General features: G+C 43.5%; 14 protein-coding genes and 1 pseudogene. 12 read left to right on the top strand and 3 right to left on the bottom strand.

Annotated features, from left to right (window positions below; all coding sequences use genetic code 11):
- Positions 1 to 22: 22 nt before the first annotated feature.
- The 8 genes from GDZ68_RS07205 (at position 23) to GDZ68_RS07170 (ending at position 8,249) form a co-directional block, all read left to right on the top strand.
- Positions 23 to 394, top strand: a complete 372-nt coding sequence (locus tag GDZ68_RS07205; RefSeq protein ID WP_153721600.1) for a GntR family transcriptional regulator — start codon at positions 23 to 25, stop codon at positions 392 to 394.
- Between the two features lie 14 nt (positions 395 to 408).
- Entirely contained in the window at positions 409 to 1,257 is an 849-nt protein-coding gene (locus tag GDZ68_RS07200; protein ID WP_153721724.1) for an ABC transporter ATP-binding protein, read from the top strand.
- Positions 1,257 to 1,928 (top strand): ABC-2 transporter permease, encoded by a 672-nt coding sequence (locus tag GDZ68_RS07195; RefSeq protein WP_194841088.1) that lies wholly within the window; start codon positions 1,257 to 1,259, stop codon positions 1,926 to 1,928. Before GDZ68_RS07200 ends, GDZ68_RS07195 begins: the two co-directional genes overlap by 1 nt.
- Before the next feature lie 85 nt (positions 1,929 to 2,013).
- Positions 2,014 to 2,931: an ABC transporter ATP-binding protein gene (locus GDZ68_RS07190; protein WP_153721598.1), complete on the top strand. Its 918-nt coding sequence runs from the start codon at positions 2,014 to 2,016 to the stop codon at positions 2,929 to 2,931.
- Entirely contained in the window at positions 2,909 to 3,847 is a 939-nt protein-coding gene (locus tag GDZ68_RS07185) for an ABC transporter permease (RefSeq protein WP_153721597.1), read from the top strand. Before GDZ68_RS07190 ends, GDZ68_RS07185 begins: the two co-directional genes overlap by 23 nt.
- 218 nt (positions 3,848 to 4,065) lie before the next feature.
- Positions 4,066 to 5,250, top strand: a complete 1,185-nt coding sequence (locus GDZ68_RS07180) for a M20 metallopeptidase family protein (protein WP_153721596.1) — start codon at positions 4,066 to 4,068, stop codon at positions 5,248 to 5,250.
- A gap of 11 nt (positions 5,251 to 5,261) precedes the next feature.
- Positions 5,262 to 6,800, top strand: a complete 1,539-nt coding sequence (locus GDZ68_RS07175) for an AbgT family transporter (protein WP_153721595.1) — start codon at positions 5,262 to 5,264, stop codon at positions 6,798 to 6,800.
- Between the two features lie 150 nt (positions 6,801 to 6,950).
- A complete protein-coding gene (locus GDZ68_RS07170; protein ID WP_153721594.1) occupies positions 6,951 to 8,249 on the top strand; it encodes a hypothetical protein in 1,299 nt (432 codons plus the stop codon).
- A 41-nt stretch (positions 8,250 to 8,290) separates the two neighbouring features.
- Here the strand turns inward: GDZ68_RS07170 and GDZ68_RS07165 are convergent, their stop codons facing one another.
- Positions 8,291 to 9,745: a protein adenylyltransferase SelO gene (locus tag GDZ68_RS07165; RefSeq protein WP_228551035.1), complete on the bottom strand. Its 1,455-nt coding sequence runs from the start codon at positions 9,743 to 9,745 to the stop codon at positions 8,291 to 8,293.
- Positions 9,746 to 9,973: 228 nt separating this feature from the next.
- On the opposite strand from GDZ68_RS07165, the gene GDZ68_RS07160 reads away from it, so the two are divergent.
- On the top strand, positions 9,974 to 11,707 hold the full coding sequence (locus GDZ68_RS07160; RefSeq protein WP_153721593.1) for a globin-coupled sensor protein: 1,734 nt from the start codon (positions 9,974 to 9,976) through the stop codon (positions 11,705 to 11,707).
- Between the two features lie 56 nt (positions 11,708 to 11,763).
- On the opposite strand, the gene GDZ68_RS07155 is transcribed toward GDZ68_RS07160, so the two are convergent.
- Positions 11,764 to 12,567 carry a YitT family protein gene (locus tag GDZ68_RS07155; RefSeq protein ID WP_153721722.1) on the bottom strand — a complete coding sequence of 268 codons (804 nt, stop codon included), beginning with the start codon at positions 12,565 to 12,567 and terminating at the stop codon, positions 11,764 to 11,766.
- A gap of 328 nt (positions 12,568 to 12,895) precedes the next feature.
- On the opposite strand from GDZ68_RS07155, the gene GDZ68_RS07150 reads away from it, so the two are divergent.
- Entirely contained in the window at positions 12,896 to 13,681 is a 786-nt protein-coding gene (locus GDZ68_RS07150) for a TspO/MBR family protein (RefSeq protein WP_153721592.1), read from the top strand.
- A gap of 105 nt (positions 13,682 to 13,786) precedes the next feature.
- On the opposite strand, the pseudogene GDZ68_RS07145 reads toward GDZ68_RS07150, so the two are convergent.
- Positions 13,787 to 14,090 (bottom strand): annotated as a pseudogene (locus GDZ68_RS07145) (glycosyl-4,4'-diaponeurosporenoate acyltransferase CrtO family protein).
- Between the two features lie 425 nt (positions 14,091 to 14,515).
- Here GDZ68_RS07145 and exaC point away from each other — a divergent pair.
- On the top strand, positions 14,516 to 16,036 hold the full coding sequence (gene exaC, locus GDZ68_RS07140) for an acetaldehyde dehydrogenase ExaC (RefSeq protein WP_153721590.1): 1,521 nt from the start codon (positions 14,516 to 14,518) through the stop codon (positions 16,034 to 16,036).
- Positions 16,037 to 16,057: 21 nt separating this feature from the next.
- Positions 16,058 to 16,420, top strand: a complete 363-nt coding sequence (locus GDZ68_RS07135; protein ID WP_153721589.1) for a DUF779 domain-containing protein — start codon at positions 16,058 to 16,060, stop codon at positions 16,418 to 16,420.
- Positions 16,421 to 16,471 lie beyond the last annotated feature (51 nt).

Genomic DNA, 16,471 nt, shown 5'->3' with positions numbered 1-16,471 from the left:
TACTAAAGAAAAGGGTGATGTATTGAATATCGTCATCTCCAATTCGGTGAATCAGCCGATTTATCTGCAGATTAAGAACCAGTTGAAGGAGCAGATCTTGCTGGGAGAGCTGAAAGAGAAGGAAGCGTTGCCTTCCATTCGAAAACTTGCAAAAGATCTGCAAATCAGTGTCATTACGACAAAAAAAGCTTATGAAGAATTGGAACGAGATGGCCTGATTGAGACGTTTCCCGGAAAAGGCTCCTTTGTCGCTGCGCAGAACCATGAACTTTTGAAAGAAGAACAGTTGAAAAAAATTGAAGAACAGCTAGCCAGCGTCATAGAAGACAGCCGGGCGTTTGATGTGAGTCTCGAGGAATTGATTCACATGCTGACATTGCTGCACGAGGAGTGAAGAAAGTGGAAAATATAGTGGAAGTACGGAATTTGACGAAGCAGTTCGATGGATTTGCGCTGCGGAATTTGAACTTTGAGATCAAGAAAGGATTCATTACCGGGTTCATCGGTCCGAATGGTGCCGGAAAAAGTACGACGATTCGCTGTCTGATGGATTTGATCCGCAGTGATTCTGGTGAAGTCCGGTTATTTGGTGAGTCTCATGACGATCATACGGCCGATATTAAAGAACGGATTGGCTTTGTCTATGACGAAAATTATTATTATGAAGATCTTTCCATTGAGCAAAACAAGCGGGTGCTGGCACCTTTTTATTCACAGTGGGATGATGGACTGTTCTGTCATTATTTGCGTAAATTTCAGTTGCCTGCTGATAGACGTGTAAAACATCTGTCCAAAGGAATGCGGATGAAATTTTCACTGGCCATGGCGTTGGCGCATCATCCGCAGTTCATCATTATGGATGAACCGACTGCGGGACTGGATCCGGTTGTCCGGCGGGAACTGCTCGATCTGATGCAGGAACTCATACAGGACGAAGAAAAAGCGATTTTCTTTTCGACGCATATTACGACCGATCTGGAGAGGATTGCCGATTTCATAATTTTCATCTATGACGGGGAAATTATTTTTCAGGGCGAGAAGGATGAATTCACTGAGCGCTATGTCTTGGTGAAAGGCAGTGCCGATCAGCGCAGCTTGCTGAACGGATTGCCTGTGATCGGACTGCGCGCCACGGACGTGGGCTTTGAGTGCCTGGCGGATACGATGCAAATCCCGGTTGCGCGTTTGCAGGAAGTATGGACCGAAAAACCGACGCTGGAAGATATCCTGTACTACACAGTAAGGGGGGGATCCTAATGATCGCTTTAATTCGTAAAGATTTGTATACGCAAAAGTTGAGTACGTACTTTCTGACGATTCTCTGGTTTATCATATTCACGAACTTTTTTACAGATGGCCAACCTGCCCGGCATGTCCTGTTGCTGACAATTGTGGCCTACTTCATCGCTATTTCTTCTACCAATACTACGTTCGAGAAGGAGTCTGTGCTGATTAACAGTCTGCCAATTACAAGGAAGCAATTTATTTTAGCTAAATACGCTGCTGGTTTCATGTGGTTCGCCTTGGCGGCTGCCGCGGTTTTATTTTACATCTTTCTGTTCGATACGTTCGCACCATTTCCTGCACGGATGATGACGGTCCCCGAGTTGCTCATCGCCTTGGGAAGTTTTTTCATACTGCTGGCGATATTTTATCCACTGCTACTTAAAGCAGGCTATATTCTGGCATCAACGCTAACTGTCCTAGCGCCTTTTGCGGCTATGATATCACTGACCATGGTGAAAAACATTATGGAAAATCCGCGTATGAAGACAGAGCAAGAATTTTTTCAGTTTTTATTACAGCTTTTCACGGAAAAGCAATGGTCTATCGCCTTCCTATTCCTGCTGGTCAGCGCATTTCTGACCTGGCTCTCTATCCTGCTTTCTATCCGGATCGTCAGGAAGCTGGATTTTACCCATAAATAATCTGGCGTGAAAACTTTTATCCGCATCAAACGTTAGTTATTACAGGCACTATACTAAAACGAATGATAGAGGAGGATGCACAGTTATGGAACCTGTAGTGGAATTGAAACATCTGACGAAAGTCATCGGCAACAAGAAAATCATCGATGACTTGAACTTATCCTTATATCCCGGGCAGATCACCGGATTTCTCGGACCGAACGGAGCTGGTAAAACGACGACTATCCGCATGATGGTCGGCCTGATGAAACGTACCGGTGGCGACATTGTCATTGACGGAAAATCGCTTTCCGAAGACTTTGAAGGCGGCCTTTCCAAAATCGGCGTCATCGTAGAGAATCCCGAGATGTATAAATTCATGTCCGGCTATAAAAACCTTTTGCACTTCGCACGCATGCAGAAAAATATCAGCAAAGAGCGAATTGATGAAGTCGTCCGGCAAGTCGGACTGGAACAGCGGATTCACGAAAAAGTGTCCACTTATTCCCTCGGCATGCGGCAGCGTCTTGGTCTGGCACAGGCTTTGCTTCACCGGCCAAAGTTCTTGATCCTGGACGAACCGACAAACGGACTGGACCCTGCAGGCATTAGGGAATTCCGTGAACACTTACGGGTCATTGCTGAAACGGAAGGTGTATCTGTCTTCGTTTCCAGCCATATGCTTTCAGAGATCGAATTAATGTGCGACCGGATTGCGGTGATCCAAAACGGCCGCCTCGTCGATATCCGTGACATGTCGGTAACTGCACAGTCTCATTATTATCTGGAACTGTCCCCTGCCGAAAAAGCAAAGGAGCTGCTGATTTCAAAAGGTTTTACAGTGGAATCACTTCCTCTGGGATTGGTGGTGCCGGCTGAGAAAAATCAGGTACCATCTATCATCCAGCTGCTGACTGCCAATGAAATCGAAGTGTTCGCTGTACAGCCGCACCGCAAAACACTAGAGGATCAATTCCTGGAAATGACGGGAGGCGGACAGATTGCTGAATCTCATACGAAATGAATGGATGAAACTGTGGGCTAAAAAAGGGACATGGATCATGACGGTTCTGCTGATTGCCTGCGTCATCGGTCTGATGGCGCTGACGAAGTGGATAAACAATCAGAATACGACCGAGCATACTGACTGGAAAGCCAACACACAGGAGCAACTACAATATACAAAGGAAGCGATTGAACTCGATCTGCCGGAGATGGAACGAGAGCAGAATGAAGAAACTGTTAAGATTTTGGAATACCGGCTGGCGAATGATATCCCGCCGCTTGCTGAAGACGGCCGGGAATCGCTGATCATTAACCCGGTAGGCATCGGCAGTCTTGTCGTACTGCTTACCGTCATTGTTGCAGCGGGAATTGTCGCCTCCGAGTTTTCCCAGGGAACGATTAAGATGTTGCTGACGCGGCCTGTCAAACGATGGAAGATCATGACGTCTAAATACGTGACGGTTCTATTATTCGGTGTCCTGCTAATGTTTATCGGATTTGCAGTCACCGTGATCTGTGCGTATATTCTGTTCCCTGCAGGAGCGGGTCAGGAATTGAAGTTGGACGGCAACGCGGTTGTCCCGGTATCTGTCTGGGGGCATGGCTTGTATATGCTTGTTCTGGCTTTCGTCAACGTCATCATTACGGCCACATTTGCTTTCATGATCGGCAGTGTCTTCCGTTCAAACGGGATGGCCATCGGTCTATCTCTGTTTATTTTCTTTACAGGTAATATGGTTGTTCTGCTGCTTTCACAGTATGAAATTGTAAAATATCTGTTGTTCACACATATGGACTTGACGATGTATGAAAGCGGTTCAGTATTTGTGGATGGAATCACTATGCCGTTCTCACTCGCTGTTTTGACAGTTTACCTGGTTATTTTCTTGTTGATCAGCTATACCGTATTTACTAAACGGGATATTACGGCATGAGCAATGAAAATATTAATGGCTAATTTAAATTATTCGAAGTGGGCAGAAGGTTGCTACAGCAATCTTTCTGCCTTTTATTTTCCCTCTAACAAGGAGAATATTGCTCCTCCTTTGATAAATGCGAAAATTTAGCTATTGATATTATTACTGTACAGATACTATAATAGCCAAATAGCGACTAAGTCGTTAAATTTGCGTTAATTTAAAGGGGTAATTAAATGCAAGAGAAAGCAATTATAAAAATGGTAGAGGAAACATTTCCGCAAGTAGTAAATTGGAGACGTCATTTACATCAGCATCCTGAACTATCATTTGAAGAGTATGAGACATCTAAATTTATCGAAGAACAGCTGATTACATTCGATGGAATAGAAGTATCAAGACCCACTAAAACTAGTGTAATGGGAAGATTAAAAGGATTAGCGGGCGATGGCAAGACGATTGCTATGCGGGCAGATATTGATGCGTTGCCAATTCGTGAGGAGACGGGTATCTCTTTTGAATCAAAAGTGGACGGGAAGATGCACGCTTGCGGTCACGATGGGCATACATCTATGTTGCTTGGGACAGCAAAAATTCTTTCCGAAATAAAGAAAACGCTTACCGGGGAGTTTGTTTTTATATTTCAACACGCAGAGGAGTTACCCCCTGGCGGTGCTCAGGAAATGGTCGCAGCGGGAGTGCTTGAAGGCGTGGATTATATCTTAGGTATGCATTTATGGTCCACTTTACCTGTCGGAGAAATTCAAGTGACAAAAGGTCCAATGTCAGCTGCATCGGACATTTTTGATATTACAGTTAAAGGGAAGTCAGGACATGCTTCGCAGCCGGAAAGTGCAATAGATGCACTAGCCATCGGTTCTCAAATCGTTTCAAACCTTCAGCAAATCGTTTCGCGAGTTTTGAGTCCCCTGGAAAGCGGTGTGGTATCTTGTACTCGTTTCCACAGTGGGGATGCTTATAACGTGATTCCCGACCAAGCGTTAATTGGTGGTTCCGTTCGTACTCTATCCAATGACGTCAGAGAGAAAATTAAAGATAATCTAGAGAAAATCAGCACAAATATCGCAGAAGCTCATGGCGCTACAGCTGAGTTATCTTATCAATATGGTTATGATCCGGTCTTCAATGATATCGACTTATCGACCAAAGTGATGCAACATTTAACCGAATTCTTTACGGATGCAAAGGTAGAGGAAATCCCCCCAATGATGGGCGGAGAAGACTTTTCCGCATTTAGTAATGTCGTGCCGGGTTGTTATATCGGTGTTGGCGCTATGAAAAAGAAAGATGATGTCTTTTATCCTCATCATCACCCACGCTTTGAAATTAATGAAGAGGCACTTAAAATAGGCATCTCTTATTTCGTTTCAACTGCCCTATTTTTAACTAGCCAATCCTAAGAGGTGATGACATGTCAAAAAAATCAAGTGCTGTAAAAAACAAAAATTCAATTTTTGACCGCATGCTAAACCGCATTGAAGTCGTGGGTAACCGGTTGCCAGATCCTATCGTTTTATTTGCCATAATAGCTTTAGCTATCCTTGTCATTTCAGCCGTTTCCTCTTTCTTTAACGTTTCGGCAATTAGTCCTGTAGATGGGAAGGAGATCCTAGCAAAGAATCTCCTCTCAAGAGATGGAATCTTAGAGCAACTGACAGGAATGGTCAAAAACTTTAGTGATTTCCCGCCACTTGGTGCAGTTTTGGTCATCATGCTTGGTGTCGGTCTGGCAGATGAAAGTGGTTACTTCAAGACATTAATGAGAAGAGCGGTACTTTCTACACCGAAAAAGATTATCATCCCGATGATCATCTTAATTGCTATTATTGGTAACGTCGCGGGAGATGCAACACAAGTTGTATTGCCGCCACTTGCTGCAACGATTCTGATGTCTTTTGGCTACCACCCTTTTGTGGGATTAATTGCCGCTTATGCATCAACGCTTGGTGCTTTTTCCGCAAATTTACTTATCGGTATGACCGACACATTAGCTGCTGGATTTACGGAAATCGGCGCACAAACTGTAGATCCTTCTTTCGTTGCGAATCCGGCCATGAACTATTACTTTATTGCCGTATCAACTTTCTTCCTACTGGCTGTTGGGACATGGGTCACTTATAAATTTACAATTCCTCGTTATGGCACATTCGAGGGAGATATGTTGGAGAATGAAGCAATTACTCCACTTGAACATAAAGGTTTACGCTGGGCAAATATTTCTGTCGGGATTGTAGTGGCAATCCTGTTGATCGGCGTCATTCCGGTCAACGGTTGGTTGCGGAATGCAGAGACGGGTTCTATCATTCAGGACTCTCCACTTATGGCAGCGGTTGTTCCGTTAGTAATGATTTTGTTCTTAGTACCAGGCATTTTCTACGGTATCGGGGCACAAACGATTAAGAGCTCTAAGGATTTTGCACAGCAAATTGGGCGTGCAATGAGCTCGATGGGGCCTTACATCGTTCTTGTTTTCGTCTCTGCTCAAATGCTAGCGTATTTTAACGCCAGTAACCTAGGAGCTATTATTTCAATTAAAGGGGCAAACTTTTTAGATTCTATTGGATTTAAAGGCATTCCACTATTCGTTTCTTTTATCTTGTTTGTGGCCTTGGTCAATTTATTAATTGGAAGCGCTTCTGCAAAATGGGCTATCTTAGCTCCAATCTTTGTACCAATGTTTATGTACTTGGATTATCACCCGGCATTTACACAAATGATGTACCGAATCGGTGACTCCATTACGAATCCTATAACACCAATGTTTCCATATTTGGTACTCATATTAGCTTTCGCTCAGAAGTTTGATAAGAAAGCTGGGCTCGGTACGTTAATTGCAGGACTGTTCCCTTACTCCGTGTTCTATGGAATCTTCTGGATTCTCCTGTTAATTGCTTGGTATTTACTGGGTATCCCAGTGGGACCGGATGCACCTATTTTTTTAAATAAGTAATGTTCAGAGTGTCTCTTAGCGGTGTTTACGGCCGAGAGACACTTTTTCATCTCAAAGAATGGGAGGCTCCTCTGCCTGAAGTAATTTATTGTTACAAGTTGTTTCTTTGGTATACTGACATAAATACAGAGGTTTTATGGGAGGTATAGAATGTTTAAAGTGGCAATTATCGGTCCGCTAGTTTCTGTCGAACGGATCCAGAGTGTAATTGAAAATTTCCCTACACGGCTGGTATTTACCTCTTTCACTTATGAAACAGCAATCGAAACCACCAATATCGTTAAGGCACAATATGACTCATTTGATTATTTTTTATTCTCCGGTCCCATTCCTTATGAACTGGCTAAACGGACGGGTTTGGATTCTGCTAAATTCTTTTCAATCGTTCTGTTGGAAACCGGGCTCTACAAAGCATTGCTTAATATAACGAATCAAGTAAGAAAACCGATTGAGCGATTAAGTATTGATATTATTAATACCTCGAATGTAGTCGACGCATCTCTTAGCCAACTGGATCTCCCGGTCAAGGAAGTCTTTGTGGAGGCATTTGACGCAGCTGTCGATTATTGGTCATTGTACGAACATCATGTCCGCTTATGGGAGTCCGGAAAGGTCGATGCCGTCTTGACATGTTATCCCGATATCATGAATGCATTACACAAAAAGGGCATCCCTGCCGATTGGATCAGTACAACAAAACTAGCAACGCGGCATGTGTTGGAAATCATCGATAACCATGCAGAAATTTCATTTTTAAAACGCTCACAAATCGGTGTGTGTATGGTTCATATTGATAATCTGTTGTACGAAAATTCCAACAAGCTATCGTATGATATTCAATTCACTACGCTGAAGTTGAATGAAGAGTTGCTTCTATTAAGTCGAGAAATGAATGGATCTTTTATTAGCTATCGAGAAGGACAGTATATGATTTTCAGTTCACGCGGAGAAATCATTGATACATTTTCTATATTACGGGAAACGATTGGAAGACTAGAACGTGCGTGGGATAAGAAAATCACAAGTGGTATAGGATTTGGTGACTCTGCCCTCAAAGCCGAAATGCATGCTAGGAAGGCACTGCAACTTACGCAAAGAGAGCCGGACACGATTATTTTGATTGATCACGAAGGGAAGATCCTTGATTTACCAAAGGATCAATATGACGAGTCTTCAGTCTATCATGAGGAGCATTTGCTAGACCTTTTAAAGACCGAAAATATTAACATTCAATTATTTGATAGGATACGTGAAATCATCAGGCGCAAGAAATGGACTGCCTTTACGGCAAAAAACCTTGCGTTTGAGTTAAAAATGAGTGACCGCAATACGCAACGTGCTCTTCTGGCATTAACTACTGCAGGAATTATAAAGCAAGTCGGTGAGGAAAAAGCCGTTTCCAAGGGAAGACCAAGTAATTTGTATAAATTAAAGGATGAGTATAATTGAAAAACGGTCTGCTTGACAAACATTTGTCAAGCAGGCCTTCTTCATGTTCCGCAATACGTCTGAAAGGAGCCTCCGTCTGCAGGCGGTTCTTTATATTCTTCCTGTTCCGCTGTATAGGCATACGGATTTTCCAGCACGCTCAGCAGCTTCATAAAGAGCCCCATATCACCCGCTTCCGCTGCCTGCAATGCTTCTTCCACTCGATGATTTCTTGGAATCACGGAAGGATTATGCTGTTTCATCATTCGCTTCACTGCTTCCTTGTCATTCGGTTGCCGCTGCAGTCTCGCTGTCCAGCGCTCTTTCCATTCAATAAATCCTAGTGTACTGAACAGACCTTCCGACTCGCCTAGCGTCAATGAGCGGAACGTATTCGTGTAATCTGCCTGGTGCTCCTTCATCAATTCCAATAAATCTTTCACAAGTGTTTCATCTTGCTCTTCTTCATTGAACAGACCAAGTTTCGCTCTCATGCCATTCATCCAGGCCGTCACGTACAATCTGGCAAATTCGGAAAGCTTACTTTCAGCTAGCTTTACAGCTTCTTCCTGATTATCGTGCAGCAGAGGTAATAATGTTTCGGCGAACCTCGTCAAATTCCACTCTGCAATGCCCGGCTGGTTTCGGTACGAGTAACGCCCCTGTACATCAATTGAACTGAACACAGTTGCCGGATCGTACACATCCATAAAGGCACATGGCCCATAATCAATTGTTTCACCACTGATTGTCATATTGTCTGTGTTCATGACGCCGTGAATGAAACCGAACAGCTGCCACTTTGCGATTAATGAAGCCTGTCTTTTTATGACGTTTCCAAGCAAAGCAAGATAGGGCTGCTCTTCATTCGCTGCTTCCGGATAATGACGTCTGATGGCATAATCAGCCAACGACTGAAGATCTTCCGTTACTTTCCTGGCAGCCGCATATTGAAATGTTCCCACTCGCAAGTGACTAGCGGCTACACGAGTCAACACAGCACCTGTCAATGCGGTTTCACGCAATACCGTCTCTCCCGTCACTGTCACGGCAAGACTGCGTGTCGTCGGAATTCCTAATCCATGCATCGCTTCACTGATCATATACTCGCGAAGCATCGGGCCCAGCGCTGCACGGCCGTCTCCTCCGCGGGAATACGGAGTCCGACCAGAACCTTTCAATTGAATATCCACATGATTTCCCTGAGGTGTAATCTGCTCCCCAAGCAGCAGGGCCCGTCCGTCTCCGAGCATCGTAAAGTTCCCAAATTGGTGGCCAGCATACGTCTGTGCAATCGGTTCGATTTCTTCGATTTTTTCATTGCCTGCAAAAACAGCTGCTGCGTCTGCTGTCTTCAATTGTTCTGTGTCCAGTCCAAGCGTAACTGCAAGTTCATCATTCAGCAAAATGATTTGCGGTGAATTTACAATGTTCGGCTCCACTTCCGAATAAAACGCTTCCGGTAGCTCACGGAAACTCATTTTCATATTCCAGCCAATAGGATGTTGTATATTCATATGTTCTCCTTTCATTTCATTAGACATATGATAGATCTGATCTTATCGTCCTTGAATCATAGCCAAATGTCCACTTCTATGATCCAGACCGATGACAGTAGACATAATGAACTGTCAGAGATGAAAACTTTATACCCGAAAAGAAATAATGCTAATTCATATGTTGTATTGATTTATACCCATTGTTACCTATACTTAGAATAACTAAATTTTTAGGAGGCCGACTTCATGTCATCATTTCGTCCCAAAATGAATGTGGATCAACTATTGCAGCGAGGTACAGATTTGGAAGCACCTCAGCGTTTAAAAGAAACCTTGTATTACAATCATTTCCGACAGGCAGATGTTCAAAACCTGCAAGAGTTATATAAAAAGCTGGAAAATATGGCGCCGAAAATAATAAATATTTTTGAGCAATATTTAGAGGAGATCTCCCCAGATCTTAAAAATACTATCCCCAAGTCGCTGATTGACACCTACTTAATAAACTTCTTTACTCACACTCGTGATTCAGAATATATGGAGCAAGCATTGAAATTCTTCTTTGCTCTGCGGAAAAACCAGTTTGAACCAGGAAAGACGGTTGTCCTCTTCAATCAGTTCGCATTTTATATCCAGACACACCTTTTATATCATTTCGGATACCGCCCGGGAAAAGCTTTTGAATTGCTGAAATCACTGCAAGCAGCGGTAAATATTGATCAACAGCTTTATATTGAGCTCATGACTGAGCAGACTGTAGAACATGTCGTAACGGAAATTTCCCAGCTGGTCGATGCCAATGCCAAGATTATGTTCATGAAAGACTTGATTTTCAGCTTGGATCATCAGTCTGACGAAATTCAATCTTCCACTGCAGCTACCGAGCAGATTACAGCATCCATTACAGAAGTAGCCAATACCTCTTCACGTATTTCTGAGAAGACTGCTAACTCGGTTAATTATGCAATTAACAGTAAAAAAACAATTGAAACGACATTGGCAGACATTTTCCAGACTGAAAAGCAATTTCGGTCGATAGTGGAAACATTTGCTTCCTTACAGCATCGCATCGGGGAAATCGAAAATGTCGTGCAGCTGATCAATAATATTGCCGGCCAGACGAATTTATTAGCATTGAACGCATCAATTGAAGCAGCACGTGCCGGGGAACATGGGAAAGGATTTGCAGTTGTTGCACAGGAGGTACGAAAACTTGCGGAAAGTACAGTTTCTGCACTGGCTGAAGTGACCGATAATGTTGGACAGCTGAAATCGTATACAAACAATATGTCGACTTCAATTGAAGACACAACGAAGATTATTACCCACGCAACTGAAGAGGCAAAGAATGCCCTGCCGTTACTGACAGCTATTGTTACAGCAATTGAGGAAATTAATTTAGACGTCAGCAATACAGCAGCCATTTCTGAGGAGCAGGCTGCTTCGATTGATGAAGTGTCCAATCGGATGATGGCTATTTCGCGGACGCAGGAAGATATTCGTCATTTCGGTGAAAGTACGTCTTCTTCTATTTACCAACTGAGTCAGGAAATCAATAACTTCCGCCTGCGTGTCATAGAAGAAAATAATGTAAAGCTATCTTCCAGTGCTCTGCTGCAGTTGTCGAAAGCAGATCATATTCTTTGGAAATGGCGAATTTACAATATGCTGTTAGGCTTGGAGTCAGTCAAATCAACAGACGTTTCATCGCATCAGGATTGCCGGCTCGGCAAATGGTATAACCAAGAAGCAACGAAGAAAAGACTTGGTCATTTATCCTCCTATCAGCAAATAGACAGCTATCATGCTGATGTGCATAAATATGCGCGTGAAGCAGCTGTTAATTTCGAAAGCGGCAATATTGCGGGGGCAGAAGAAAATTTACGTCAGCTCGAAACCGCTTCTGCTCAAGTCATTCGCTTTCTTGATGATCTACTCGACATCATCGCTAACGAGAATATGGCTTTACAGCCAGTATAAATTTTGAAAACGGGCGATCAGGAAGGTCATTAAAGACTCTTCTGATCGCCCGTTCTTTAGCTCTTCGCCAGCGAAAATCCTCTTCCCAAAATCTCTGACGCATTCAAAAACACCACAAAGGAGTGCGGTTCTTCTTCCTGCAGAATCTTTTTCAAATAAATAGCTTCCTGCTGCTCCACCACGCATAAGATCATAGTCTTTTCTTGATTTGCAAAGCCACCGACAGACCGTACTTTTGTTAATCCTCGGTCGATTTCTTCTTTAATAATCGCCTGAATCCGCTCTTCTTGATCTGTGATAATCAACACCAGTTTTGAATGTGATGTCTGCAATTGTACAAAATCAATGACCTTACTCGTTACAAAAATCGCCATCATCGCAAACAGCGCCAGCTCCAAATCAAAAACAAAGGCAGAAGCGATGACTACCATTCCATCTACAATCATTTGGGCATAGCCGCTGGACAAGCCGGTATACTTCTTTACAATTTGCGCAATCGTAGCCAGACCGCCCGTCGATCCGTTGCCGCGATAAACAATCCCCAATCCGAATCCCAATAAAATCCCTCCGTAAATAGCGGATAATAGAGGATTATCGATTGTATAGGGAATGTCTCGGCTCAGATAGATGGTCAGCGGTACAAAAAATGTACCGACCAGCGTTTTCAGGCTGAAATCTTTTCCAAGCAATGCCAATCCAAGAAAAAAGATCGGGATATTGATAATCCACTGTACATAGGCTGGTTCAAAGTTGTAGAGCTCATATAATAGGGTACTGACCCCTGACACTCCGCCTGCCGCAAGTCTTGCAGGAAGAAAAAATATATTAAAGGCCAATCCGACAAATACCGATCCAACCATAATCCACAAGTATTCGTTGAGCAGCTTTCTTTTTGCTGATGTTGTCTTCACGTTTCATTCCGTCCTTCCAGGCAACTTAAGCTGCCATTGCCATTTTACATGAAAATGAAGGACTTGGCATCTGTGTATGTTTGGCAGCTGATGATATTTCATTACGCAAGAGAACTAATATTCCCGCTTTAATATGGAAAGCCCCATATTCATTCACGTCTTTGATCCGTAAGTATCGCTTGTAAAGAAAAGACCGGGACATCACGTTTCAACCCGACAATTAACAGGAATAGTTGTCTAACATCGAAAATACTATGCATAGAGAGGGAGTGAGAGTATGAGGGACAAAAAATCTTCTGTATGGTTCACTGCCGGGCTTATCATTACCTATGTTCTGATGATTGCCGTAAATGCACTGGCAAACATCCTACCGATCAACGGACAGACGACCGGCGAAATATCCGACAAGTACGGAAATCTATTTGCTCCGGCCGGATTTACGTTTGCTGTCTGGAGTGTCATCTATGTATTACTGGCATTACATGTCCTGTATCAGCTGGGGCTATTTCAAAAAAAGCATCGTTCGGCTCTGCTGCATCCAATCGGTATCTATTTTTGTACTTCTTCCGTTCTGAATGCGCTGTGGATTCTTACCTGGCATTATGAACGGCTGCTTCTCTCCGTTTTGATCATGCTGGGTATGCTGGTGATCTTAATCAAAATCAATAAACTGACTCATGAACATGGTCTGTCACGCAGGGAAGTCTTCTTTGTCAGAATACCTTTCAGTGTCTACTTCGGCTGGATTACCATCGCCACTATTGCGAACATCACGGCCTATCTTGTGTCTATTGACTGGGATGGTTTTGGCTTGGCTGAGGTAACGTGGACGATCATGATTTTACTGACCGGCGCTGCCATCGGAATCCTGGCTATACTCCGCCTTAAAGATATCGCTTACGGTCTTGTACTGATCTGGGCATACTATGGTATTTATTCGAAACATATATCAATAAGCGGATTCCATGGAGAATACCCTGCCATCATCACAACCATTCTGATCTGTCTGGCACTGATAGCATTGAGCATTGTCTTCATTGCATTCAAAAAAATACGAAACTAAAAAAGCGCAAAGGAGAAGGGCTGCTGCCCGTGCTCTTTTGCGTTAAAGTTTGCTGTAAATCAAATTTGTTATCATACTGCACCCAATCTATCATACTGCAAAAGCCTACCGTGTTACACGCAAAAGTCTTTTCAGCCGAGGCCGGTTATATCGCTGCACAACGACCAACGGCAGATTGAATAATACCGCCTATGGCTTTAAGCCAGGCTGCCCATACCGGATTCCATAAAAAGAACAGAAAACTGGGCAGTATCGTTATCCAGTGAGCCCACTTTGCCAGTCTGGACTCCAGCAGAACATCGTAAATAGATGCCCAATCTCCGCCATGCAGCCCGCTTTTATTGTAGCCATTTCTGATAAACAGTGTGCCGTCCGGGATATGCCCTTTCCACTTCTTTACACGAAACAACCGCTACCAGATCTGGCCTTCCTGCTCACAGGAAAAGCTTTCGGACCAGCGATGATTCCGATTAACGGCACCCCCTCCCCCCTTCTTTGCTTACATATCACCGCGGCCTCCATGCCATAAGCGCCTGCCCATGCTATACAAATCATAAGCAAGTTGGAAACTGGCCTTCTATAAATATTTAGGTATATTACCTCAGACAAATAAACGTTGCACAGCAATATACTTCTCCCTTCATTTCCACACAACACGTATATCAATATATCTTTATTAAATAAAACCACAATAGAAAGTTTATGATTCTTGCATTTTAAAGCGATTAGGCACATTATAATAATAGGACATCACCTGAATAACGTTTTTACACAATAACTTTTCGATATGATTTGGGTGGAGTTCCAAACTACTCTTAAAGGAGACATACATCTATGATTTACTCAAACCCCAATACTAAGGGCTCAGTCGTTCAATACAAGGAAAAATATGATAATTTTATTGGCGGCAAATGGACAGCCCCTGTTAATGGACAATACTTTGACAATAAAACACCGATTACCGGCGAAGTATTCACAAAAATCGCCCGCTCTTCTGCTGAAGATATTGAACTGGCTCTCGATGCCGCTCATGCTGCAAAAGACGCGTGGGGCAAAACTTCCGCTGCGGAACGTGCACTTATTTTGAATAAAATCGCTGATCGCATGGAAGAGAATCTCGAAATGATCGCGGTTGCTGAAACTTGGGATAACGGGAAAGCGGTCCGTGAAACATTAAATGCGGATATTCCGTTGGCTATTGATCACTTCCGCTACTTTGCCGGCGCAATTCGTGCGCAGGAAGGCCGTACATCCCAATTAGATAATGACACGGTTGCTTACCACTTCCAAGAACCGCTTGGTGTGGTAGGACAAATTATTCCTTGGAACTTCCCGATTTTAATGGCTGTGTGGAAAATTGCTCCGGCTTTAGCCGCAGGGAACTGCATCGTGCTGAAACCGGCTGAACAAACACCGGCTTCCATCATGGTTCTTATGGAATTAATCCAAGATTTACTTCCAGCTGGTGTACTAAACATCGTCAACGGATTCGGCATTGAAGTAGGCAAGCCGCTTGCGACAAATCCTCGAATTGCAAAAATTGCTTTCACGGGATCTACCGCAGTGGGACGCCAGATCATGCAATATGCTACGGAAAATATCATTCCAGTGACTCTTGAACTCGGCGGTAAATCACCAAACGTGTTCTTTGAAGACGTAATGCTTCATGATGATGAGTATTTGAACAAAGCAATCGAAGGTTTTGTCATGTTCGCTTTGAACTCAGGCGAAATTTGTACTTGTCCTTCTCGAGCTTTGATCCAAGAATCCATTTACGATAAATTCATGGAACGCGCACTTGAGCGAGTGAAAGCCATCAAAGTCGGCAACCCGCTTGATACAGAAGTGATGATGGGTGCACAAGCTTCAAATGAACAAAAAGAAAAAATTCTTTCTTACATCAAACTGGGTGCCGAAGAGGGCGCAGAATGTCTAATCGGCGGAAAAGAAAATCACTTGGGCGGCGATCTTGAAAACGGCAATTACATTGAGCCGACTGTATTCAAAGGTCACAATAAAATGCGCATCTTCCAAGAAGAGATCTTCGGACCTGTTCTTGCTGTCACAACGTTTAAAGACTTCGACGAAGCTATGGAAATTGCAAACGATACGTTATACGGATTGGGTGCAGGCGTCTGGTCACGTTCAGGCGACACCGCATACCGTGCAGGACGCGGCATCCAAGCAGGCCGGGTATGGACAAACACTTATCACCAATACCCTGCAGGCGCAGCGTTCGGCGGCTATAAAATGTCGGGTATCGGCCGTGAAAACCATGCTATGATGCTCGATCACTATCAACAAACAAAATGTTTATTGGTCAGCTACGATAAAAGCTCTCAAGGATTCTTCTAAATCGAAAGGATTCGTTGCGTTATGATTGAACGAGTGACAGCTACAGAAGAAGCTTTGTCTTTACTGAATAAGATAAAGAACATTCACGGCAGCGTTTTGTTCTATCAATCAGGCGGCTGCTGTGATGGTTCTGCTCCAATGTGTTACAGAGAGGGCGATTTTCAGCTTGGGGATGCGGATGTATTGCTCGACATAATTGACGGTACTCCTTTCCATATGCATAAAAGTCAATATGAATATTGGAAGCATACTCAGCTCATCCTTGATGCAACGCCTGGGCGCGGAGCAGAGTTTTCATTAGACAGTATTGAAGAGAAACATTTCATTACCGAATCACGTGTCTTCACAGATGAGGAATATAAAGAAGTGAAAAAGCTTCTATAATAAATTAAAAGCTGTTCTGCAGGTCGTTTTTGATACGACTGCGGAACAGCT

This window comes from Sporosarcina cascadiensis, from assembly GCF_009650995.1.
Classification (GTDB): Bacteria; Bacillota; Bacilli; order Bacillales_A; family Planococcaceae; genus Sporosarcina; species Sporosarcina cascadiensis.
Note: the sequence above shows the minus strand (reverse complement) of the source record. Positions and strands in the feature narration are given on the sequence as shown.